This window comes from Bacillus sp. FSL R5-0447, assembly GCF_038606125.1.
Classification (GTDB): domain Bacteria; phylum Bacillota; class Bacilli; order Bacillales; family Bacillaceae; genus Bacillus; species Bacillus velezensis.
Genome location: NZ_CP152012.1, coordinates 438910 through 462575, shown reverse-complemented (window position 1 = coordinate 462575; position 23666 = coordinate 438910). Strand labels below are relative to the sequence as shown.

The 23666-nt window shown below is 50.4% G+C and carries 12 protein-coding genes and 2 pseudogenes; 7 read left to right on the top strand and 7 right to left on the bottom strand.

Features of this window, described 5'->3' with window-relative positions; genetic code table 11:
* Positions 1-128: 128 nt before the first annotated feature.
* From tcyA to NYE68_RS02270, 5 genes are all read left to right on the top strand, one after another.
* The gene (gene tcyA, locus NYE68_RS02290; protein WP_324636135.1) at positions 129-926 is read left to right on the top strand and encodes a cystine ABC transporter substrate-binding lipoprotein TcyA; all 798 of its coding nucleotides are present in this window, start codon (positions 129-131) and stop codon (positions 924-926) included.
* A complete protein-coding gene (locus tag NYE68_RS02285; protein ID WP_015416794.1) occupies positions 913-1617 on the top strand; it encodes an amino acid ABC transporter permease in 705 nt (234 codons plus the stop codon). Before tcyA ends, NYE68_RS02285 begins: the two co-directional genes overlap by 14 nt.
* A gap of 12 nt (positions 1618-1629) precedes the next feature.
* The gene (gene tcyC, locus NYE68_RS02280; RefSeq protein ID WP_015416793.1) at positions 1630-2373 is read left to right on the top strand and encodes a cystine ABC transporter ATP-binding protein TcyC; all 744 of its coding nucleotides are present in this window, start codon (positions 1630-1632) and stop codon (positions 2371-2373) included.
* A gap of 99 nt (positions 2374-2472) precedes the next feature.
* Positions 2473-3102: a YitT family protein gene (locus NYE68_RS02275; RefSeq protein ID WP_025284214.1), complete on the top strand. Its 630-nt coding sequence runs from the start codon at positions 2473-2475 to the stop codon at positions 3100-3102.
* A gap of 98 nt (positions 3103-3200) precedes the next feature.
* Positions 3201-3875, top strand: coding sequence for a 4'-phosphopantetheinyl transferase superfamily protein (locus tag NYE68_RS02270; protein ID WP_254003540.1), 675 nt, complete (start codon positions 3201-3203; stop codon positions 3873-3875).
* On the opposite strand, the gene NYE68_RS02265 is transcribed toward NYE68_RS02270, so the two are convergent.
* Positions 3870-5180: a PLP-dependent aminotransferase family protein gene (locus NYE68_RS02265; protein WP_039252814.1), complete on the bottom strand. Its 1311-nt coding sequence runs from the start codon at positions 5178-5180 to the stop codon at positions 3870-3872. The two genes, NYE68_RS02270 and NYE68_RS02265, sit on opposite strands and share 6 nt — an antisense overlap.
* A 118-nt stretch (positions 5181-5298) precedes the next feature.
* On the opposite strand from NYE68_RS02265, the gene NYE68_RS02260 reads away from it, so the two are divergent.
* Entirely contained in the window at positions 5299-6261 is a 963-nt protein-coding gene (locus NYE68_RS02260; RefSeq protein WP_015416790.1) for a DMT family transporter, read from the top strand.
* Positions 6258-6797 (top strand): YcxB family protein, encoded by a 540-nt coding sequence (locus NYE68_RS02255; protein ID WP_324636136.1) that lies wholly within the window; start codon positions 6258-6260, stop codon positions 6795-6797. The genes NYE68_RS02260 and NYE68_RS02255 overlap by 4 nt, the downstream gene beginning before the upstream one ends.
* Positions 6798-6831: 34 nt before the next feature.
* Here the strand turns inward: NYE68_RS02255 and NYE68_RS02250 are convergent, their stop codons facing one another.
* From NYE68_RS02250 to srfAB (NYE68_RS02225), 6 genes and pseudogenes are all read right to left on the bottom strand, one after another.
* Positions 6832-8142 carry an aminotransferase class I/II-fold pyridoxal phosphate-dependent enzyme gene (locus NYE68_RS02250; RefSeq protein ID WP_265451399.1) on the bottom strand — a complete coding sequence of 437 codons (1311 nt, stop codon included), beginning with the start codon at positions 8140-8142 and terminating at the stop codon, positions 6832-6834.
* Positions 8143-8263: 121 nt separating this feature from the next.
* On the bottom strand, positions 8264-8995 hold the full coding sequence (srfAD, locus tag NYE68_RS02245) for a surfactin biosynthesis thioesterase SrfAD (RefSeq protein ID WP_324636137.1): 732 nt from the start codon (positions 8993-8995) through the stop codon (positions 8264-8266).
* 19 nt (positions 8996-9014) lie between these two features.
* Positions 9015-12851 (bottom strand): surfactin non-ribosomal peptide synthetase SrfAC, encoded by a 3837-nt coding sequence (gene srfAC / locus NYE68_RS02240; RefSeq protein WP_324636138.1) that lies wholly within the window; start codon positions 12849-12851, stop codon positions 9015-9017.
* A 34-nt stretch (positions 12852-12885) separates the two neighbouring features.
* Positions 12886-20427, bottom strand: a pseudogene (srfAB, locus tag NYE68_RS02235) (surfactin non-ribosomal peptide synthetase SrfAB); the annotation flags it as partial.
* Positions 20373-20537, bottom strand: a complete 165-nt coding sequence (comS, locus tag NYE68_RS02230) for a competence protein ComS (protein ID WP_012116773.1) — start codon at positions 20535-20537, stop codon at positions 20373-20375. The gene comS and the pseudogene srfAB (NYE68_RS02235), both read right to left, overlap by 55 nt.
* 16 nt (positions 20538-20553) lie before the next feature.
* Positions 20554-23646: pseudogene (gene srfAB, locus NYE68_RS02225) on the bottom strand (surfactin non-ribosomal peptide synthetase SrfAB); the annotation flags it as partial.
* Between the last annotated feature and the right edge of the window lie 20 nt (positions 23647-23666).

The following is a 23666-nucleotide window of genomic DNA, read 5'->3' as shown; positions in this document are numbered from 1 at the left end:
TCCGGAACACGAAGAATTCCCGCTTATGAAAACCAATTACTTGACTCATACTAAAAAAAAGTTATCCTTTACAATTGGGAGCTATTTTTTCTCAATAAAACTACTCAGAAAAGTGGGGAATAAAGAAGATGAAAAAAGCATTATTCGCTTTGTTCATGATGGTCAGCATCGCAATGCTTGCAGCCTGCGGAAACTCACAGGATAGCGGATCTAAGTCAAAAGACGGCGATCTTTGGGCTTCTGTCAAGAAAAAAGGCGTACTGACCGTCGGCACAGAAGGAACGTACGAACCGTTTACCTTCCATGATAAAAAGAGTGACAAACTGACCGGATATGATGTTGAAGTGATTCAAGAAGTCGCGAAACGCCTCGATCTGAAAGCTGACTTCAAAGAAACGCAATGGGACAGCATGTTTGCCGGATTAAACGCGAAACGGTTTGACGTCGTCGCCAACCAAGTCGGCAAAACAGGCCGTGAGAACCAATATGATTTTTCGGATAAATACACAACGTCAAATGCAGTCGTCGTGACGAAAAAAGACAGCACGATTGCGAAAGAGGCTGATGTCAAAGGAAAAACAGCGGCTCAGTCATTAACAAGCAATTACAATAAATTAGCGAAAGAAGCCGGCGCGAAAATTGAAGGCGTTGAAGGCATGGCGCAATCCCTTCAGCTCATTCAGCAGGGCCGCGCTGATCTGACTTACAATGATAAGCTTGCCGTACTGAACTACTTAAAAACGTCCGGCAATAAAGACGTGAAAATCGCGTTTGAAGCAGGCCAGCCGCAGCAGACGTATTTCGCATTCCGAAAAGGAAGCGGCGAACTTGTGACTCACGTCAACAAGGCGTTAAAAGAAATGAAAGAGGACGGGACTCTTTCTAAAATAGCGAAAAAATGGTTCGGCGAAGATGTTTCTAAGTAACATGCCGGAACCCGTGATTGCAACAGCCATTCCTTGGGATTTGGTGCAGCAGTCATTCTGGCCGATTCTTTCCAGGGGAATCTATTATTCGATTCCCCTTGCCATTCTTTCCTTTATTTTCGGAATGATCATCGCGCTGATTACGGCGCTCGCCAGAATGTCAAATATGAAACCATTGAGATGGGTGTTCAGCGTATACGTATCAGCGGTGCGCGGCACTCCTCTTCTCGTTCAATTGTTCATCATTTTTTATCTGTTCCCGACATTTAATATTACGCTGGACCCTTTCCCAAGCGCAGTCATCGCGTTTTCATTAAACGTGGGCGCCTATGCTTCTGAAATCATCCGGGCATCTATTTCATCCGTGCCGAAAGGGCAATGGGAAGCCGGTTATACGATCGGCATGACCTATCGCAAGACATTGTTCCGCGTGATCCTGCCGCAGGCGTTTCGCGTGTCCATTCCGCCATTATCAAATACATTTATCAGCCTGATCAAGGATACATCTCTCGCGTCACAGATTCTCGTCGCGGAGCTGTTCAGAAAAGCGCAGGAAATCGGCGCGCAAAACCTTGATCAAATCTTGGTCATCTATATTGAAGCCGCCTTTATTTATTGGATCATCTGCTTCTTGCTGTCAATCGTACAGCACGTGATCGAACGGCGTCTCGACCGTTATGTGGCCAAATAAGGAGGTTTCGATATGCTTTCCGTCAAAGGATTAAATAAATCATTCGGACAGAATGAAATTTTAAAAAAGATAGATATGGAGATAGAAAAAGGGAAAGTCATCGCCGTTCTGGGGCCGTCCGGTTCAGGAAAAACGACGCTTCTGCGCTGTCTGAACGCGCTTGAGATCCCCAATCGCGGCGAGCTGGCATTCTCCGATTTTTCAATAGATTTCTCCAAAAAAGTGAAGCAGGCTGATATTCTTCGCCTCCGCCGCAAATCAGGCATGGTCTTTCAGGCGTATCATCTGTTTCCTCACCGCACGGCGCTTGAAAACGTCATGGAAGGACCCGTTCAAGTGCAAAAGCGCGACAAGGAGCAAGTCAGAAAAGAAGCGATGGAGCTTCTGGAAAAAGTCGGACTGAAAGACAAAATGGATTTATATCCGTTCCAGCTTTCCGGCGGTCAGCAGCAGCGTGTCGGCATCGCCCGCGCGCTTGCGATTCAGCCCGAGCTGATGCTGTTTGACGAACCGACGTCAGCGCTTGATCCGGAGCTGGTCGGCGAGGTGCTCAAAGTGATTAAGGATCTGGCGAACGAAGGCTGGACGATGGTCGTCGTCACCCATGAAATCAAATTCGCGCAGGAAGTGGCCGATGAAGTCATCTTCATTGACGGCGGCGTCATTGTGGAACAAGGATCGCCGGAGCAAATTTTTTCCGCGCCGAAAGAAGAACGCACGCAGCGGTTTTTAAATCGTATACTGAATCCTTTGTAGGAGCGGGAGAAGAAGCGAAACACTGATTTCGCTTCTTCTTTTTTTTGGCGGTTATGCTACAATGACAATTAATGAAATTTTATGAAAGAAGGGACCTCTTTGAAGCGGGAATTCTTGATGCGCTGGACGTTTTATTTTGCCGGTCTGTTGATTTTGTCTTTCGGGGTATCGTTAACCATTAAAGGAAAAGCTCTCGGCATCAGCCCTTGGGATGCCTTTCATTATGGGCTTTTTCAGCATTTCGGGCTTTCTGTCGGACAATGGTCCATCGTGGTCGGCGCGGTCATTGTGGCTTTAACCTGCCTGTTCACGAGGACACTCCCGAAAATCGGCGCTATCTTAAACATGGTGCTGATGGGAATGTTTATTGATTTCTTTTCGTTTCTGCTTCCTGAGACGCACGCTTTTTCCTTAGCGGCCGTGTGTTTTTCTATCGGATTGCTGCTGATCGGCTGCGGCGTCGGTATTTACGTATCAGCAGGGCTCGGCGCGGGCCCCCGGGACTCTCTGATGATGCTGATATCTGAAAAAACGGGCTGGAACGTGCAATGGGTGCGGAACGGCATTGAGCTGACGATTCTTGCCGCAGCCTGGATGATGGGCGGACCGATCGGCGCCGGAACCATTATTACGGCTGTTTTGACGGGGCTGATTCTGCGTTTTTCTTTGCCGCAGTCCTCTAAACTGTTAACATACGCGATCTCCGGGCGGGCAACGTCCGTTCATTAAAAACAAAGCCGAAACGGTTTTGTTTTTTTATTTTCGGACAGCTTTCGTCTGATATGATAGGATGGTTTTGACAATATTTTCAGACGGAGGATCTGGACATGAAAATTTACGGAGTATATATGGACCGCCCGCTTTCTGCAGGGGAAGAGGATCGGATGATGGCGGCCGTGTCCGCCGAAAAGCGGGAAAAATGCCGGCGCTTTTACCATAAGGAGGATGCTCACCGCACCTTGATCGGCGACATGCTGATCCGCACCGCTGCGGCGAAGGCTTATGGACTTGATCCGGCCGGGATTTCATTCGGCGTCCAGGAATACGGAAAGCCGTACATCCCCGCGCTTCCGGACATGCACTTTAACATTTCCCACTCCGGGCGCTGGATCGTGTGCGCCGTTGATTCAAAACCGATCGGCATTGATATTGAAAAAATGAAGCCCGGCACGATTGATATCGCCAAACGGTTTTTTTCGCCGACGGAATACAGTGATCTGCAAGCGAAACACCCCGATCAGCAGACCGATTATTTTTACCACCTGTGGTCGATGAAAGAGAGCTTTATCAAACAGGCCGGAAAAGGGCTTTCCCTGCCGCTTGATTCATTCAGCGTCCGCCTCAAAGACGACGGCCATGTGTCCATTGAACTTCCGGACGGACATGAACCTTGTTTCATCCGCACATATGAGGCGGACGAGGAGTATAAGCTGGCCGTTTGTGCGGCGCATCCCGATTTTTGTGACGAGATTGAGATGAAAACGTATGAAGAGCTGTTATAAGCAATCCGTCAGCATTTTGATGCCTCGCGTGATATCCCCTGTCTTGACGTTGGACACGTTGAGTTTGATGATATTTTCTTTCGGAAAATCCGATAGGTAATGGCTCTCAATCGGCTCCACCAGCACGCCTTGCGCTTTCAGACGCTGCACAACTCTTGAAGCGGAAAGGCTTTTCTCCAGCACGAGATGGGTATGGATCGACGTTTGCTTTACAGAAAAACCGCCGTACTCCTGCAGCGCGTTTTGGAGCAGCTCGGAACGTGCTCTGTAAGAGGCCCGGATTTTTTCTTTATGCCTTTTGAACATGCCGCTTTTGATATACACTTCAAGGGCCGCTTGGGATATCATCGAACAGTCGATATCGCTCAGCTTTTTATACGTATGGAAAACCGGGGCCAGCGAATCCGGGAGCACAGCCGCTCCAACACGCAGCCCCGGAAAAATCATTTTCGAAAAGCTTTTCAAATAAATCACGCGGGAAGACAGATCGTAGGCGTACAGCGGGTCTGCCTTCTGATTGTCCTCTAAATCTCCTAGGAAATCATCCTCAACCAAATAAACGTCATACGCCTCCGCTAATCGGACAAGCTCTCGTTTTTGCCATTCTGTCAGAGAGCTGCCGAGCGGATTATGAAATCGGGGCATCGTGTAAAAAAACTTAATTTCCTCCGTTTGAAACAGCCGCTCGACTTCCGCCATATCAAGCCCCTCAGCCGTCCGTTTAATGCCGCAGGCGGGAAGGCGCAGCGCTTCAAGCTGCTCCACCATTAGATGATAGCCCGGCTGTTCGATTAAAATCTTCTTTTTTCCGTTCGGAAACGGCATCAGAGACAGCAGGGATAACGCCTGCTGCACACCCGAGGTGATAAAAATGTTCCGCTCTTTTGCAAATACCTGATAATCGGATAACAGCCTCTGAAGCACCCGGATTAAAGACGGAAGCCCCTGCGGCGTGCCGTAAATGAACAAATCATTTTTATACATATCAATGGCTTTGTTGATGCAATGCTGAAAGTCGCGGTACGGAAAAATATCAGGGTCCGGCGCCGAGGCTGCAAAATCAATGATACCTGTTTGTTCTCGCTCCTGCTTTTTTTCATTTTTAATAAGATAGTAGCCACTTTTCGGCACGGCATAAATAATGTGCCGTTTTTCAAGCTCCTGAAGCGCACGGATGACGGTGCTTTTACTGACGTGAAAACGCTCGGCCAGCTGCCTGATAGAAGGCAGCCGCGCCCCTTCCTGAAAAGTGCCGCCTTCAATGAGACTCTCCACTTCTATCATCACGTTCATATACTTTTCCATGCTGAACCTCCATCTGTACCGGTACAGTTTATCATTATTCTCATTGTACTGCTTCTTCCCTTCCCATACAATAAAAGGGAGCGGCCGGCGCTCGATCTCATTAAAGGAGTTCGTAAAGATGATTAATCAAAAGCGTTTGGCTGCTGCTTACCTCGCTGCCATTTTAAATGCGCTGATTATCGGTTTTTCCTTTATATTTGTCAAGATTGCGCTTCAATCCGCCAATCCGTTTGATATATTGGCTCATCGGTTCACAGCGGCCTTCATCTGTGCAATGCTTCCTGTTTTATTCGGCTGGATCAAACTGTCCGTCAGCTGGAAAAATGTGCTGGCGATCTTGCCTTTGGCCCTTTTATATCCGGCTTTGTTTTTCAGTTTTCAGGCGTTCGGCCTTTTGTATTCTTCATCATCGGAAGCCGGTATCATTCAAGCCGCCATCCCGATTTTTACGATGCTGTTTTCGTCTTACTTTTTAAAGGAACGTCCGACATGGGCGCAAAAGGGATTCACATGCCTGTCAGTGGCCGGGGTGGTATTTATTTTCACAATGAAAGGGGTGTCCGCGGAATCGGCGAGTTTTAAAGGTGCTTTCCTGATCCTGTTGTCCGCGCTGTCCTCCGCCCTTTACAATACGGCAGCGAGACGCATGACCCAGCGTTTTTCATTGGGTGAGCTGACCTGGTGCATGTCTGCGATCGGCTTTGCTTCCTTCAACTGCATCGCTCTCTTCCGGCACGGAGCGGAAGGAACGATCGGGCAGTATTTTCTGCCCTTCCGCGATCCCGGTTTTATCGCAGCGATTCTGTATTTAGGCATTTTGTCTTCTCTCATTACATCATTGATGTCAAACTACGCGCTGTCCAAGATTGAAGCGTTTAAGATGAGCGCCTTTAACAATTTGTCCGTCATCGTGACGATGCTTGCGGGTGTCCTCGTTCTCCATGAGTCACTCCGCTGGTATCATATCGCCGGCGCCGTCTGTATCGTCATCGGAGTCTTGGGAAGCAATGCTTCAGGACGGCGGAAAAAAAGCATATTACGACATAGGGAAAAAATGAAAGGAAACGAAGAAGGAATATGATCAACACACGAAATGAAAATATCTATCTCGCGGGCTGCTTAACATTTGCCGATGTAAGAAAACACTTTGCTTATCATCAAGGAAAATCCGCGGCTGTCTGTTTTTTGATTATGCTGCTGGCTTCTGCCATCTGTTTTGAAATGAACGGCCCGGTTACAGGCGGCACATGGGGCGTCAGAGCTCTCCTGAATTTCCTTGCAGCTGTGATTCTCTCTTTGGCAGTCACGGTGATCGCAACGGCAATCTCATTCTTCCGTCTTTACAGAACATACAAAACGAATCAGCGGCTGAAATCTGCCAGAAGTATTACGATTCATCAGCTCGGAATCAGCCAAAAACAAAAAAACGCAAGCATTCTTTTTGAATGGGATGAACTGCTCTCGGCTAGGGAGCACAAAGATATGTTTCGATTACAAACATCGGGTTACGGAACACTTCTGCTGCCGAAACGACTTTTCTATTCGCAAAAAGATATCGCCGTTTTCAGGCAAATGCTCCGGGAAAATGTGAATGGGAAAGTAAATGTAATAGAATAAAAGACAAAAAGGAGGGTGTCCCCCTCCTTTTTTGTCAGCCTGATATTTCCGCCTGTTTCTGCAGCTGCTTTGCTTCCTGATAAATTTCTTCGAACAGATCCGCGATGTGTTCCTCTTCAACACATGAAAATGCGATTCGCAAATCGGTTTCATTAATGGATATCGTCCCGATTCCTCTCTTTTCAAGCAACGACACTCTCAATTCGCCGGCGTTTATGTCTTTCAGCCGGACACACATGAAATAACCCGAGTTAAACGGGTAAGGCGTCCATACGTCATCATAGTGCTTGTTTTCTGCAAGAACGGCTTTCACTTTGTCAGCCCGTTTTTTCATGATGTTATATTTCAGCGATTTTTCTTTTTCGTATTCCGGTGACTGCATCGCCCGCAGCATAAACGTTTGGGACGGGTGCGGGGCGCTTGAAATCGTTCCCCTGATAATCCCTTTTGTTTTTTCCTCGAGCACGCGCAGCGCTTTTTCGCTTTTTGTGCTGTACGTAATAAAACCGACGCGGAAGCCCCACGCGTAATTTTCCTTCGTCGCGCCGTCTATTTTCACGCAAAGCACCCGGTCGTGCACTTGGGCGAGTTTGCTGAAAATGGATTCCTGAATGGCCGTTTCATCGTAAAACAGATTGTAATACGCATCGTCTACGAGTACGACAATCTCTTTGCCGGCTTCTGCCGCCTCCAGGATCACGCTGACGATTTCTGCCGCTTCCTCTTCCCCCGGCGTGTAGCCTGTCGGATTATTCGGGAAATTCAGCACGACAATCGCCTTTTCTTCCTGCTTTTTCAGCAGCTCGGACAGCCCCGCCGCATTAAAACGCCCATCCTGCTGAAAAAGCGGGTACGTCTCAATGGATGCCTTGCGCCGGACACCGAAAATAAAATTGTAATTTCCCCAATATTTATCAGGCAGAAGCAGCGCATCCCCTTCATTGACGAACAAGTCGGCGGCGATGCTCAGCCCGTGTGTTAAAGCATTTGTCACGATCGGCGTGCTGATGTCTTTGCCGGCTAATGAAGGATTTTCGAGACGCATTTTTTTCAGCCATTCCTGCCTGAGCGGCTCTTTTCCCTGCGGCGGAGCATAATCGTAGATATCATCGGGGTTATAGGCGGACAGTGTCTCTTGAATATGGGAAAAGTGCATGGACTCGCCCTGTGAGGTGGCGATCCCGATCGTGGCATTATACTTTCCGGCCTTGGCTTTCGCTTCCGCCGATTGTGTCAGCACCCCTTTCGGATAAAACAACTCTCTGCCCAAATCAGAAAGCATATGAAGCACGTGCGGGTTTTCTTCAGACAATGTTCTGTTCAGCTCTTTTGCTGCATCATTCATGTACGACAATCCCTTCAAAATTATATTCCATCAAATCATAACATAAAATTTTTGATAAATGAGAAAACTCGCGGGCGGATTTTGTTACAAAAAACAGACAGCGAATGCTGTCTGTCATATCCTATAACAATTGGCCTGCAGTGCTCCTGTTAATAATCTCATAGATTCGTTCCGCCACTTTTTCAGTTTCACTTAATATGAACATGTGGCCGTCCAAAAACTCATGAAATACGGGATTGTCGGCCCATTTTTTCCATCCGTCCGCATCTTTGATACATTTTTTATCTTTCCGCCCGTTAAATATATGGACGGGTGATTGAATGATGTGAGAATCAGACGGACGAAAGCTTTCAAGCGCGCGGTAGTCGGATCTGAAAGAAGGCAGGAAAAATGACATGACCTCCTTATTCTCCACTAACTCCTGCGGCATTCCGCCAAGCTCGATAATATGGGCGAGAAATTTTTCATCATCAAGATGAGACACTTTTTTTCTTTCAACATGCGGCGGCTGAATGGCTGAGATGATTACGGCCTGCGGGTAAATGCCCTCCCGCTCCAGCTTTTGCGCCAGCCTGAAAGCGACCATGCCTCCCATACTGTGGCCGAACAGCACAAACGGGCGGTCAGGATGGAGATTCAACTCCTGCTTGTATAAACTGACAAGCTGTTCAAAATCCTCAACGGCGGACATTTGATTTGTTCCGTGTCCCGGCGGTTCCGCGGCAAGCATCTCACACTCACCTTGAAGATAGGTGTGGAGCGGGCGGAATGATGCGGAATAGCCTCCTGCGAACGGAAAACAGATAAGCTGCGTTTTTTCCGTGGTATCGAACGATTTAAAGAGCTGGACCATTGGCGGGCTTCCTCCTTTTCTATCGTGAAGTTGTCAGCTTCAGATGTTCCTTCCTTAGGAATTCGAGCAAATATGCCGCATTCCTTTCGAGACATTCTCCCTGAAGCATTTCTGCGTGAGTACCGCAGCCTTTTTTCACACGGTATTCACCTGTCGTGGCTTCCTCCCACGAAGCGAGCCACGGCGGCATCGCAAAGTCCGGTTCTGACGTTAATAGATCTATATCCGCTTTGACCGTGCCGGTGCTGACGGTATGCACGAAATAAGAATAAAACGCGTTTGTTTTTTTGGCGAGACCTTCTTTGACGGCTTCGTCATTCAGCGCTTCGTTATCCCGGTTTACCTTCATCAGCGCCTGGACATCGCTTTCTACGGTGCGGCCTTCCAAGTCGCTGACGCCTTGTTTTTTATAAGAATCAACCATGATCAGCCGCTCCACTTTACGTCCTTCGGCTTCAAGCCGTTTGGCCGTTTCAAAGGCGAGCGTGCAGCCTGCCGAGTATCCGAACAGCTTGACCGGTCCTTCCGGCTGGAGCTGATTGATCAGCTCTGTGTAGCGTTCAATGCGGTTGTCTTCCTCGATAAAATCAAACGCACAGATTCTATAGCCGGACAGCTGTTTTGCCAGCGGCTGGTACATCAGCCCGTAACCGAGAACCGGCGGGAACGCAAACAGTGTGTCAGACTGATTTTTATTCATGATGGTGAGATCTTTCATTCCTTTTTCTTCACCGTGAAGCAGATAACCGGCAATGTCTGCGATTGTCGTCGCTTCGAATAACAGCTGCACCGGAATGTCAGTACCGAGCTCTTTTTTAATGCGCGACGCTGCCGTCATCGCTTTTAAGGAATGGCCTCCGAGCGCGAAGAAATCATCATGAATCCCGATCTGCTGTCTGCCGAGGATGTCGGACCAGATGTGTGCAATCGTTTCTTCTGTCGCGTTTCGAGGCCCGATCCATTCTTTCGCCGCCTGAGTCTGATCCGGTTTCGGCAGCTGCCGTTTATTGACCTTCCCGTTTGTCGTTAACGGAAGCTCCTCTAAGAAAGTAAAGGTTTGCGGCACCATGTAAGCAGGAAGCTGTTTTTTCAGGTGCCTCTTTACGTCTTCAGCTGAAAGCGGCGTCCGGTTCACGAGGTAGGCGTTGATTGATGCATCTCCAGACTCATGGCGGTCCGCAACAACGACCGCATCTTTCACACCCGGGTATTCCTGCAGCTGCTTTTCGATTTCTTCAAGCTCAATCCGGTGTCCGCGTATTTTGACCTGGTCGTCAATACGCCCGGCGTATTCAATTGTTCCATCCGGCAGCCAGCGTGCTAAATCCCCTGTGCGGTAAAGCGTTTCTCCCGGCTTGAACGGATTTGGGATAAACGTTTGCTTCGTCAGGTCATGACGGTTCAGATATCCTTTTGATACACCCATTCCGCTGATGCACAGTTCACCGACAGCTCCGAACGGCTGAAGCTGATTTTGCCCGTTAAGAATATAAACACTGGCATTGCTGATCGGCTTTCCGATCGGCAATGAGGAAATGGAATCCGGTATATCGTGCACGACGTGAGCTGTCGCAAACACCGTTCCCTCAGTCGGCCCGTAGCAATTAATCAGCTTACCGGGCCCCATGATCTCAAGCGCCTTTCTGACGTGAGGCACTGACGCGCGCTCACCCCCGAATAACACACAGCGAAGCCCCTTCAGCCACTCCTCTCCCGCATCGGTGAGAAGATTAAAAAGTGCGGTTGTCGCAAACATGACATTGACATTCTCCTGCCGGATCAGATCAGTGAGCCGTTCTGTATCAAGCAGTGTATGTTCATCTGCGATAATGAGCCGTGCCGCATTCAGTATTGATGAGTAGAAATCAAAGGTAAATGCGTCAAAGGCGTAATTGGAAACAGATAAGAACGTATCTTTTTCAGAAAATGCCATGTAGTCTACATGCTTGACCAATCCTTGAATATTGGCATGAGTGGTGATATTGCCCTTTGGCTTTCCGGTTGTGCCGGACGTATACATAATATACGCCGGATCATCGGGATCAATTGCGGCTGCAGGATCGCTTGCCTGTTCCTCAAACCGTGCTCGATCATCGATGATGAGTCTTGTTCCTGTATACGGCAGCTGAGCCGCTTTTTCTTTCATCTCCTGATGTGTCAGCAGACAGGCAGCCGCACTGTCAGCCAGCATGTACGAGATTCGGTCCTCCGGCAGCTTCGGATCAACCGGCAGATAAGCCGCTCCCGCTTTTAATACGCCGAGAATGCCGATCACCAGCTCAAGCGAGCGCTTCGTGTATAACGCGACAACGGTGTCCTTACCCGCACCTTGCTTTTGCAAACGGCGCGCAAGACGGTTCGCTTCCTCATCTAATTCACGATAGGAAAGGGTCTGGCCGGAATACGTAAGCGCCGGTGCATCTGGATTTACATTCACCGCTTCCTTGAACCAATCTGTCAGAGGCTTCGCCTGATGAGTCTGAGCCGGCGGGTTTAAGCCGGTAAGCAGAAGCTCTCTTTCCTTTTCATCAACAAGTCTGATCGTATTGACAGGCTGATCCGGCTTCTGGATGAGCTGCTGAATCGCTGTGAGAAGCTGAGATTTTAAGCGCAGGATAAACGCCTCATCAAACACATTCCCGTTATAGGCAAGCTTAATCAGCATCTCATCACCTGGAGAAGCCATCAGGTTGAGATCATAATTCGATTTCTCAAAAACATGGACGTCCTCCATATCAAAGCCGTTTTCACTGTTTTCTTCATTTTTTGCATCCTGAAGCGGATAATTTTCAAACACAATGATGTGGTCAATCAGCTTTGGCTGATCGGCCTGGCTTTGGATGTCATAGAGCGGCACATATTGATGCGGCTCAGACTGCAGCGATTGCTCCTGCAGCTGCTTGAGCAAGCCGTTAAATGTGGTATCCTCAGACAACTTCACCCGCCTCGGGACAGCATTGATAAACAGCCCGACCATATGTTCAACGCCTTTGATTTCTGCGGGACGCCCGGAAACGACTGTGCCGAAGATCAAATCGCCGGACTGCTGGTAGCGGCTGATTAATACACTCCAAACCGCCTGAAGCGCCGTACTCAAAGTGGTATGCTGCGATTTTGCAAGCTCGGTAAATGCTTTTGTTTCCGCCTCCGGCAGTGAGAAGAGCAGCTCTTTCGGCTCATAGCCGTCCTTTTGTTTCTTTCTTTGCTCCGCAAATGTCGTTTGTCCTTCAAAATCTTCTAAGTACCCGCGCCAGTAATGCAGTGATGCTTGTTTATCCTGCTTTTCAAGCCACTTGATATAGTCTTTATACGGTTTGACCGGCGGCAGGCTGTACGGCTTTTGTTCGCGCAGGGCATTGTATACCTTAAACAGATCCTGCACGACGATGCCGAAGCACCAGCCGTCCAAAATGATGTGGTGGTAGCTCCACACCCATTCAAAGCTTTCTTCCGATTTTTTGAAAATGGCTGCCCGCATCGGAATATCCCGCGTCAAATCAAAGCCCTTGATCTTATCCTGTTCTTTGTATTCATTGATTTTGGCTGTTTGCTCGCTGTCCGTTACATGTGTCAGATCGATTTCTTCTATCTGAAACTGCCGTTTTTTCAATACGACTTGGACCGGCCTTTTTACTTTTTCGTGAATGAACACGGTACGAAATACATCGTACCGGTCCATGATCACATTCATGCTTTCTTCGAGGCATTTGATATTCAAGCTGCCTTTTACTTTCATTGTCATTTGTTCGATGTAAAAACTTTGGCCGGGATTCAGGAGAGTATGAAACAGCATTCCCTCCTGCATCGGCGACAAATAATACATGTCCTGAACTTGATCTTTTTTGAACTGGCTCATCTGCTCCGCTCCCCCCTTCTGTTAACTGTTTTTGTCACGTTAAATTCTCCTCAAGCATGTCAAAGATGTCTCCCATTTCATCCATCTCAAGATCCTGCGCGCTGAAATCGCTCGGCGTAAATTCTTTCTCCTCTTTGGCCGTGCAATGGCGGATGATCATTAAGAGATTGTCTTTAAACCGCTGCATCTGTGTTTCGACGGTGCTTCTTTCATATTCTTCCTGATTGTATGAGCAGGAAATGACGAAGCGGCCGCCTGTAACCATCCCGCTGAAGCTCAGTGCGTATAACGCCTCTGACTCTTCGCTGACTTGACGTCCCATATCATATGGAGACGGCTCAAACCATTCCGTTTTCACTTCATTGTCAAACTGCCCTAAGTAGTTAAAACTGATTTCAGGCGTGACGCCTTTTTCTGCTTCATCGGATGACAGATACCGGAGAATCCCGTATCCTACACCTTTATCAGGAACGCGCCGCACCGTCTCTTTTACCGTTTTAATGACGGAAGAGATGCCGTCTTCCTTGCTGATTTGCAGAATCAAAGGATATTGGGCCGTAAACCAGCCGACCGTCCGTGAAATATTGACATTCGGTATGATTTCTTCCCGGCCGTGTCCTTCTAAGTTGATGCCGACTTTGCCGTTTTCCGTCCATTCACCGATCGTTAAGCCGAGCGCGCTGAGCAGAATGTCGTTGATTTCCGTTCCGTACGGATGATGAACATCTGTAAGCAGCTGTGCCGTTTCTTCCTCAGTTAATTCACATTTCACGGCCGCCGTATGTTTGACGAGCCGTTTGTTCGGATCATGGTCTTTCGGCAGCGGCCGGAGTTCTTCCGCATCTGCCTGCGCCCAATAATCCGCCTGCTTTTTCAGCTCTTCTGATTGCGCAAATGTGTTCAGCGCCTCCGCCCAATCTTTAAAGGAGTGGGTTTTTTGCGGGAGGACGATGCTGTTTTGCTGCTGCGCCTGTTTATAACCTGAAGCGAAATCCTCAAGCAGAATTCTCCATGAAACCCCGTCCACGACGAGATGGTGAACCGCAATTAACAGATGATCGCCTTGTTCTGTCCGGTATTGCTCCGCTTTTAACAGCGGGCCGTTCTCCAGATCCAGACTTCCCTGAAGATGATCGGCAAGCCGCTGAATCTGGCTTTTCAGCATATCCTCGTCAGTTCCGTACAGATCAACGATTTCAAAGCTTGCCTTGCATTCTGTGACAGGGAGGTATGTCTGAATGATGCCTTCCCTTTCTTCACGGTAAACCATGCGGAGCGCGTCATGGTGTTCAATCAATGCTTGCAGGGTTTTTTCCACCAGGTCCGGATCAAAGCCGTCTTTCGCGTGAAGCATGACGGATTGGTTCCAGTGGTGTTTGTCCGTGAAGTTTCGTTCAAAGAACCAGCGCTGGATCGGCGTTAACTCCGCTTCGCCTTCGACAGGTCCCTGGTCGGCCTGCTTGCCTTCCGTTCGCTCCACATAGGAGACGAGCTCTTCAATGGTCGGGTGCTGGAAGAGGTCTTTCATCTCCAGCTTGTAGCCGTGCTGGTTCAGACGGCTTGCCATTTGGATGCCTTTGATCGAGTCCCCGCCGAGCGTGAAGAAATTATCGCTTACGCCGATCTGGTCAAGACCGAGCACTTCCTGCCAAATGTCGGAAAGCAGCGTCTCCATCTCCGTTTCCGGCGCTTTGTACGCGGCACTTCCCGCTTCAATGTCAGGCGCCGGCAAGGCTTTTTTGTCAATCTTGCCGTTTGCGGTGACCGGAAGCTCGTCCATCTCCACCCAGAACGCCGGCACCATGTAGTCAGGCAGCGTGTCTTTCAGCGCGGCTTTGAGCGCTTCAATATCGTCCTGCTGAGGCGCGACATAGGCGCAAAGCGCGGTATTGCCCGCTTTGTCTTCCACCGCCGTCACCGCTGCGTCATGAACGTCCGCAAGCTGGGCGAGGCGGACTTCGATTTCTGAAAGCTCGATCCGGTAGCCCCGCACTTTGACCTGCTGGTCGATACGCCCGATGTATTCGATGCCGCACTGCGCGTTCCATTTGACGAGGTCGCCGGTCCGGTACATGCGCTCGCCGGGCACGAACGGATCTGCGGTAAACCGCTTCGCCGTTTCTTCTTCACGGTTCAGGTATCCGCGCGCCAGACCGCGGCCGGCCACGCACAATTCACCGGCAATGCCTTCCGGCTGCACCTGATCGCCGCCGCCAAGAATATAAACTCTCGTATTGGCAATCGCCCGTCCGATCGAAAGCGATCCTTCCTCCGGATTGATGACGCCGCTTGTCGCGACGACGGTGTTTTCCGTCGGGCCGTAGTTGTTGACGATCGTGTACGGCTGTTTCACCGCCCGCTTCAGCTTATCGCCGCCGACGAGAAGCATGCGGAGAGAGGTATTTTCCAGCTCCATAAATTGTTCGGCGAGCTGCGTCGGCAGGAAGGTGATGGTCACGCCGTGCTCTTCGAAATAGTGATTTAAGCGGGTGATATCCAGCCGGATCGCTTCGTCAATGACGTGAAGTTCCGCGCCGATGGTCCATGCCGGGAACATTTCCCAGATGGAGGCGTCAAAACCGAAGCCCGCGTATTTGGCGCTTTTATCATCCGCCGTCATGGCGAATGCGTCGTGATGCCAGAAGCACAGGTTCACCAGCGCATGGTGTTCGACCATGACACCCTTCGGCTGTCCGGTCGTTCCTGACGTGTAAATCATATAAGCGAGATGATCCGCCGTTGTTTCCGTCTGCGGGTTCGCTTCATCGTTTTCATCAAGCGGCAGGCTCAGAATGGAGCGTCCGCCGTCAAGCAGAATCGTTTCTCCGTTGTAGCTGTCCGGCACGTCCAGCGCTTCCTGTGTGAGAAGAAGCTCGGCGCCGCTGTCCTGCAGAATGTAGCTGATCCGCTCTTCCGGGTAGTCGGGGTCAATCGGCACAAATGCCGCGCCCGCTTTCAGGACGCCGAGTACGCCCGCGGCCATTTCCAAGGACGGTTTCGTCAAAATGCCGACACGTTCGTCAGCCGTGACGCCGCAGTCCATGAGAATGCGTGCGATGCGATTCGCCCTTGCGTTCAGCTCGCCGTACGTCCATTTCGCGCCGTTGTATGCCGCGGCCGGCCGGTTCGCGTAGCGGGCGGCTGTTTCTTCAAAGAGACGGTGAACGGTTTTGTCCCGCGGCACAGAAAGTGTTTTTCCTTTCCATGCGTTGAGGAGAGCTTGTTTTTCAGCATCGCTGATCAGTGAAATCTCAGGCAGCTTTCTGTCCGGACTTTCTGCCGCTTGCTTCAGAATCCGCAGGAACCCGGCGCTCCACTTTTCAATTGTTTCTTTTTTAAACAGATCAGTCGCATATTCAAACTGAAGGCCGAGACCTTCTTGATCCGTAAAGCCGCCGAGTGTCAGATCGAATTTCGCCGTGCCTTGGTTTGACTCATACGGAGTGATGCGCAGGTTCTCCAGTTCCAGTGTTTCTTTATCCGGATCTTCTGTCGTCACCATAACCTGGAACAACGGGTTGCGGCTCATATCTCTCGGCAGGTCAAGCTTTCCGATCAGATCCTCAAACGGATAATCCTGATGCGCCAGCGCGTCGAGATTGGTTTGTTTCACCCGTTCGAGCAGCCCGGCAAAGGTCTGCTCTTTTCGCGTTTCATTGCGAAGCGCAAGCGTATTGACAAACATCCCCGGCATTTCCTGAACTTCGGCGCTCGTTCTTCCGGCGGTCACCGAGCCGATAATGATATCGCGCTGCCCCGTGATTTTGCTCAAAAAGACATGGAACGCGGCGTGAAGCACCATATGAAGAGTCGCTCCCGATGATTCCATTAATTCACGCACCGCTTTTTCCGTTTCACGCCCCGCTCTGAAACGGACGGATTGTCCTTTAAAACTTTGAACCGGCGGACGGGGGAAATCGGTCGGCAGATTCAATTCAGGAAGCTCGTCGGAAAATGCGGAGAGCCAATAACGCTCATGGTCTTTCATCCGTTCGGCCTGCTCGGGTTCATTCTGCCAGACGGCGAAGTCTTTATAGTGCAGGTTCGGCGACGGCAGGCTTCCGCCTTTGTAAAGATGAGCGAGCTCTTTGACCAGCATGCTTCTGGACACGCCGTCGGCAATAATATGATGCATATCCAGCAGCAGCAGGTGTTTCTTTTCATTCAGTCTGACAAGAGCGGCCCGAATGAGCGGAGCCGCACTCAGATCGAACGGCTTAATGAATGCCTGAATGATAAGATCCGCTTTCTCCTCGTCTGCTGCTTCAAAGATGTGCAGGTCGATGTCAGCCTGTTCTGCGATCTGCTGCATCGGGCGGCCGTTTTGATCGATAAAGGACGTCCGCAAAGACTCGTGGCGATTGATCATCTGATTGAGCGCTTCCTGAAGCCTTGAAATATTGACTTCTCCTTCCATCAGAAGAACGGACGGCATATTATAACTGATTGTCTCCCGGTCAAGCTGGTTCAGGACGTACATCCGTTTTTGGGCGGATGATAACGGGTACGCGTCTGCACTGTCGGCAGGTGAGATCATCCGATATCCCTCAGATACCGCTGATTTTTCGATATATGCGGCAAGCAGGCGGACCGTCGGCTGTTCGAACAGCGCTTTTAACGGAACCGTTTTGTCCAGTTCAGCCTGAATATTGGCGAGGAGCATCATGCCTTTTAAAGAGTGCCCGCCGTAATCGAAGAAATTATCGTCGATGCCGAGCGTATCTGTACCGAGTGTCTGTTTCCAAATGCGGCACAGCTTTTCCTCCAATTCCGTTTCCGGCAAGGCTGAAGCTGTTTGCGCCGTTTGGCTGACGCCCGGTTTCGGAAGGGCGTTTTTATCGGTTTTTCCGTTGGCTGTGAGCGGAATGCGGTCTACTTGCATGAAATAGGCCGGAAGCATATGAGACGGCAGTGTTTCGGAAAGCCGTTTGCGAAGCTCAGAGCCTTTCAGCTCGCTGTCGGCTTTATAGTACGCGCACAGTTCCGGCAGCCCGCCTTCGCTGACTGCGAGAACGACCGCCTCCTGAATGCCGTTTACGCTTAACAGCACAGTTTCAACCTCTTTTAATTCAATGCGGTAGCCCCGGATTTTCACCTGATCATCCGCACGGCCGATAAATTCAATCGTCCCGTCAGGAAGCCTGCGGACGACATCTCCCGTTTTGTACATGAGGCTGTCCGGTGAAAAAGGATTTGAGAGAAATTTCTCCGCCGTCAGCTGCGGACGGTGAAGATATCCTCTGGCAAGCCCCTTCCCGGTAATATAAAGCTCGCCGCTTGCGCCCGGAGGAACGAGCTGCATTGCTCCGTCCAATACAAGCGCGCCGGTATTTGCGATCGGGCGGCCGATGACGGGACGCTGCTCATATTGATCAAGGCGCTCCATATTGATCCGTCCGGCAATGGCGCCGATCGTCGTTTCCGTCGGCCCGTAGTGATTGATGAAGTCGGTATGGGCATATACGTCATGAAATTTGCGGACATCGGACGTGATGATCTTTTCTCCGCCGAGCACCACTAAACGAAGCGGGCTGAAACGGCGTTCTGACGTAAAACGGGCTGTATTGACGATCATATGGAACAATGACGGCGTCAGTTTCATATACGTAATGCCGTTTTTCTGTATATACTCACCAAGCTGATCAGGCGCGGTGTACGTCTCTTTCGGCACAATGTGCAGCTCGCCGCCCGCCTGAAGAATCGGGAATATGGCCGTATAGCCGAGGTCAAATGCGTAAGAAGACAGCAGCACGGATTTGTCAGCTTCGGTCAAATCGGCTTCACGGCTGAACCATGTGACATAATTGATTAGATTACGGTGCTCCAGCTGGACGCCTTTCGGTTTGCCCGTTGTTCCCGAGGTATAAATGATATATGCAAGCTGGTCGGCGCCGGGCTCCGTTTCAAGCCGGTCGGCGCTTTCGTTCTGCCATTCTCCGTCTTCCATTACGACCGTTTTTCCTTTATAAACGGCGGCCGCGGTCATGTTTCTCTCATTGACGACCAGAAGCTTCGTTCCGCTGTCTTCAAGAGAGTAGCGGATTCTCTCTTCAGGAGTCTCCGGATCAATCGGGAGAAATGCCGCTCCGGCTTTCATGACGCCGAGAATCGCGGTAATCAAGTCGGCCGAACGATCCATCATAATGGCTACGATGTCCTCACTGCCCGTTCCGTAAGCCTGAAGGTGTCGGGCAAACCGGTTCGAGCGTTCATCAAGCTCACGATATGTCAGACTAGTTCCGCCCGCAACCGCCGTGAGATCAGGCGTTTTTTGCGCTTGCCGTTCAAACAGCGAAACAAAAGTGCCCTCAGGCAGATCCGCCTCCGTCCGTTTTTCATCAGAAAGGAGCGCTTCCCGCTCAGGAGCTGACAGCAGGCTTGCGTCGGCCAGCTGAATATCCGGATTTTCGGCGCAGGCTTTAATCAGATTGACAAAATGAGCGCTCCAGCGGCGGATGGTTTCGTCCGCAAATAAGGCTTTCGCGTAATCAAAGCTCAATCCGACCTCTTCTCCGCGCTCAGCCGCTTCTAAGGAAAGATCAAATTTAGCGACATGATGATGCATGGAGTAAGAAGAAATCTCCAAATCTCCGAGCCGCAGGGCCGGGATCTCCATGTTCTGCATATTAAATAACACGCTGAACAGCGGACTCCGGCTTGTGTCCCTCGTTAACGGCAGTTTTTCAATTAATTCTTCAAGCGGATAGCTTTGATGCTCAAAAGCTTGAAGGCTCGCCGTTTTCACCTCATCCAGAAATTGTTTGAACGTTTTTTTGCCGGCAGGATGCGACCGAAGCGCAACTGTGTTGACAAACATGCCCGGCACGTCTTGGAGATCAGGATGCTGTCTTCCGGCCGCCGGAGACCCGACTATGATGTCTTCCTGACCCGAATATTTGGACAGCAGCACTTGAAAAGCGGCTAACAAGAACATGTACATCGTCGTATCCGTATCAGCCAGCAGCTTCTTAATCTGCGCCGTCACCTGTTTATCAAGCCCGAAGATGACGCGTTCCCCTTCAAAACTGCGCTCGGCAGGACGCGGGAAATCAAGCGGCAGATCCAGCACCGGCAGATCGCCTTTGAACGTATCAAGCCAGTAGGCTTCGTGCTGATCGAGACTTGCTTTTTCACGCTGCCAGACTGAAAAATCCTTATAATGAATCTTTGGCAGCGCAAGCTCCGTGCCTTGATAAAGCTTCGCAAGATCACCGATGAAAATGCCCATTGAGCTTCCGTCCGTAATAATGTGGTGCATGTCAATCAGCAGAAGATGCCGGTCTTCTTCAAGCCGGATCAGCTTCGAACGGACAAGCGGCGCGCGGTTGAGCGCAAACGGCCTGATAAAGGCTTTTGTCAGCTCTTCTGCATCTTCTTCCCGGCCCTCGGCGGTTTCAAGCTCAAACGACACATTTTTATGAATGGTCTGCACGACTTCTCCATCTGCCATGTCAAACGACGTACGCAAGGTCTCATGACGGTTGATTAATGCCTGCATGGCCTCCTCAAGACGCTTTTTGTCTACTGACCCTTCCAGCAAAAGTACAGCAGGGACGTTGTAGCTCGTGCTGGCCTGTCCGAGCTGATTAAGGATATACATCCTGCGCTGTGCTGAGGAAACAGGATAATGCTTCTGATAAGGCGCTTGTCGGATCGGTTCAAACTGCTGCTCCTCCTCGCTCTCATGCTCCAAATAATGCGCAAGCTCCTGAATGGTCGGCTTTTCAAATAACACTTTAATCGGCACTTCTTTTTGAAAGTGCTCCTGGATTTTAGCGGTCATCATCATGGCTTTTAAAGAATGTCCGCCAATCGTGAAGAAATTGTCAGTCACACCCGCTTTTACACCGAGAATGCCTTCCCATATGTCGGCGAGTTTCTGCTCCGCTTCCGTTTTCGGCGCTACGTATTCTTGTTGAACGGCTTCAGCCTGAGGCTCAGGCAGCGCTTTTTTATCAATTTTCCCGTTCGCCGTCAGCGGAAACTGATTCATCTGGATGAAGTGTGCGGGAATCATGTATTCCGGAAGTGATTCCGAAAGTGTTTTGCGCAGGTCTTCCGGCGAAAGGGCTTGGTCTGCGGTAAAGTAAGCGCAGATTTCATTTTCATCCGCTTTATTTTTCCGGATCACAGCCGCAGATTCCGTCACATTCTCCGCCTGGCTGATTTTCGCCTCGATTTCGCCGAGCTCGATTCTGAAACCGCGGACCTTTACTTGGTTATCAATTCTGCCGAGAAACTCGATCGTGCCGTCCGGAAGCCACTTCGCCAAGTCCCCCGTCCGGTATATCATTTCATCCGGTCTGAACGGATCGCGGACAAACTGCTTCTCCGTTAATTCAGGCAGATTCACATAGCCTCTTGCCACTCCGCTTCCGCCGACGCACAGCTCACCGGGCGCGCCGATCGGCTGGAGGTTGCGGTTTTCGTCCATAATGTACGCAGTGGAATTTCCGATCGGCTTCCCGATCGGGATCGAACCGTCATAATCCTGATCAATGAGAAAACTCGTCGAAAACGTCGTATTCTCCGTCGGCCCGTATCCGTTCCAAAGCGACAGCTCCGGTGATGCCTTCCTCACTTTGCTGACGATATGCGGCACAAGCGCATCACCGCCGATGATGAGGTGCCGGAGCGTGTTAAACATGCCGGCATCCTTTTGGGCAAGCTGATTAAACAGCGGAGACGTCAGCCACATGGTCGTGATCCGCTGCTCTTTCAGAAATTGGGCGAATTGTCCGGCGTCAAGCAGCGTCTCTTTTTTCACCGGGTGCAATGACGCTCCGTTCAGCAATGCGCCGAAGACTTCGAAGGTTCCGGCATCAAAGCTGACGGCTCCCGTTTGCGCCATCCGGTCTTCTTCATGAACCGGCACGTAATTCGAATGTTTGACGAGCCTGATGATATTTCTGTGTTCAATCATGACGCCTTTCGGTTTGCCGGTCGATCCGGATGTATACATGATATACGCCAAGTCGTTGCCGCCGGCCGGAAGATTCAAGTCTGTTCCGCTTACCGTTTCATCCGCGCTTTCATCCAGCATGACGACCGGGACTTGCAATGCGCCCGCTTGTTCTTGATAGTCCTGAACTGTCAGCACGAGCCGAATCGAGCTGTCTTCCGCCATAAAGCGGAGACGGTCCTCCGGAAAAGCCGGATCAATCGGCACATATGCGCCGCCTGCTTTTAGAACGGCAAGCATTCCGATAACGGTTTCCGCAGACCGGTCGTTCATAATAGCGGCGGTCCGGCCTTTTTCCAGCCCGCTCTTCACAAGGTGTCTCGCCAGACGGTTGGCCGCTTCGTTCACTTCACGGTAGGTCCATTCGCGTCCCGCTTCTTTTATCGCGATGCTTGCAGGCGTCCGGTTTGCCTGTGCTTCAAACAAACGGTGAACGGCCTCCTCTTCCGGAAGCGCCGTTTTCGTATCATTGAATACCTCAACAATCTGCCGCTCTTCTTCGCCTGAAACAAGGCCGAGTTCCCGTACGGGCGCGTCAGGCGTTCCGACCGCGGCTTTCATCATGCGGGTCAGATGGTGCGCCGTTCGTTCGATGGCATCATGAGCGAAAGCCGCTCCGTTATATTTGATTTTGACAGTCCACGTTTTTCCCGGATACACGATGAGATTGAAATCAAAGCTCGTCTGCTCAAAAGCATGTTCAACTTTAATGGAAAAGCCGAGTCTTTCCTCCATGCCCCCGTTTTCCAGCTCTTTGTCCAGCGGATAGTTTTCAAACGCGACCAAATGATTTAAGAGGCTGCCGTCCAGGGCGGAGCGCTTTTGAATGTCATAGAGCGGCACATAATCATAGCGCTCGGCTTCCACGGCGTTTTTCTGAACTGCCGCCATCACGTCCGAAAAGGCTGCATCTTTGTCAATTTTGATTCTGACGGGAATTGTATTGATGAACAGCCCCGCCATCGTTTCTATGCCGTTGATTTCTGAAGGACGGCCTGATACGACGGTGCCGAACACCACATCGTCTGTATAGTTGTATTTGCTGAGCACCGCACCCCAAACGGCCTGAAACAGGTTAGGTCCCGTGACTTGATGCCGGTTGGCGGTCTGCTGAATCTGCGCGACCAGCTCTTCATCCCAGACAAAAGAATATTCTTCATTTTGGTAGTCTTTCTTTTCTGCTGCCAGACGGCCCGGGAGCAGGCTCGGCTGTTCGAAATCCGCCAGTCGGCTGCTCCAATATTGTTCCGCCTCCTCATAATCCCGGCCTCCGAGCCATTTGATATAGTCAGAGTAAGGTTTGCCCTGGCTTCCCCCGGCGGGCCGGCCGGCACGAAGCGCTTCATAGTTTTGGAACAGGCTTTTCATCAAAACGCCCATACTCCAGCCGTCCATGACGATATGATGATTGCTCCAGACGAGATACAGCTCTTTCTCACTGAGTCTGAACACCGCCGCTTTAAAGAGAATATCTTTCGCCAGATGAAAGCCCTGCTGCTGCACGCCGCGTTTATAGCGTTCAATATATTCGGTTTGGCGCGCTTCATCTAATTGACTGATATCTTCATAGTGCACCTTCGTCTTCCGCTCGGCTAATACGACTTGGCGCGGTTTTTGAAGCTGCTGGTGCACGAATACCGTACGCAGGATGTCATATGTCCGGATCAGCTCATTGACGCTTTTTTCAAAAAGCTCCAGCTGAAAACTTCCGTGAATCCTAAGCTCTAATTGTGTGAAGTAGGAGGAAGAATGCGGATCAAGCAGCGCATGATAAAGCATTCCCTCCTGCATCGGTGTGAGTGCATACACCTTTTGAATCGATTTTTTGCTCATATGTCACCTCTGTCTTTTCT

Bases quoted from the DNA above. Each gene is read 5' to 3' on its own strand.
- tcyA (WP_324636135.1), top strand. From the start codon at position 129: ATGAAAAAAGCATTATTCGCTTTGTTCATGATGGTCAGCATCGCAATG.
- NYE68_RS02285 (WP_015416794.1), top strand. From the start codon at position 913: ATGTTTCTAAGTAACATGCCGGAACCCGTGATTGCAACAGCCATTCCT.
- tcyC (WP_015416793.1), top strand. From the start codon at position 1,630: ATGCTTTCCGTCAAAGGATTAAATAAATCATTCGGACAGAATGAAATT.
- NYE68_RS02270 (WP_254003540.1), top strand. From the start codon at position 3,201: ATGAAAATTTACGGAGTATATATGGACCGCCCGCTTTCTGCAGGGGAA.
- NYE68_RS02265 (WP_039252814.1), bottom strand. From the start codon at position 5,180: ATGGAAAAGTATATGAACGTGATGATAGAAGTGGAGAGTCTCATTGAA.
- NYE68_RS02260 (WP_015416790.1), top strand. From the start codon at position 5,299: ATGATTAATCAAAAGCGTTTGGCTGCTGCTTACCTCGCTGCCATTTTA.
- NYE68_RS02255 (WP_324636136.1), top strand. From the start codon at position 6,258: ATGATCAACACACGAAATGAAAATATCTATCTCGCGGGCTGCTTAACA.
- NYE68_RS02250 (WP_265451399.1), bottom strand. From the start codon at position 8,142: ATGAATGATGCAGCAAAAGAGCTGAACAGAACATTGTCTGAAGAAAAC.
- srfAD (WP_324636137.1), bottom strand. From the start codon at position 8,995: ATGGTCCAGCTCTTTAAATCGTTCGATACCACGGAAAAAACGCAGCTT.
- srfAC (WP_324636138.1), bottom strand. From the start codon at position 12,851: ATGAGCCAGTTCAAAAAAGATCAAGTTCAGGACATGTATTATTTGTCG.
- comS (WP_012116773.1), bottom strand. From the start codon at position 20,537: ATGAGAGCGAGGAGGAGCAGCAGTTTGAACCGATCCGACAAGCGCCTT.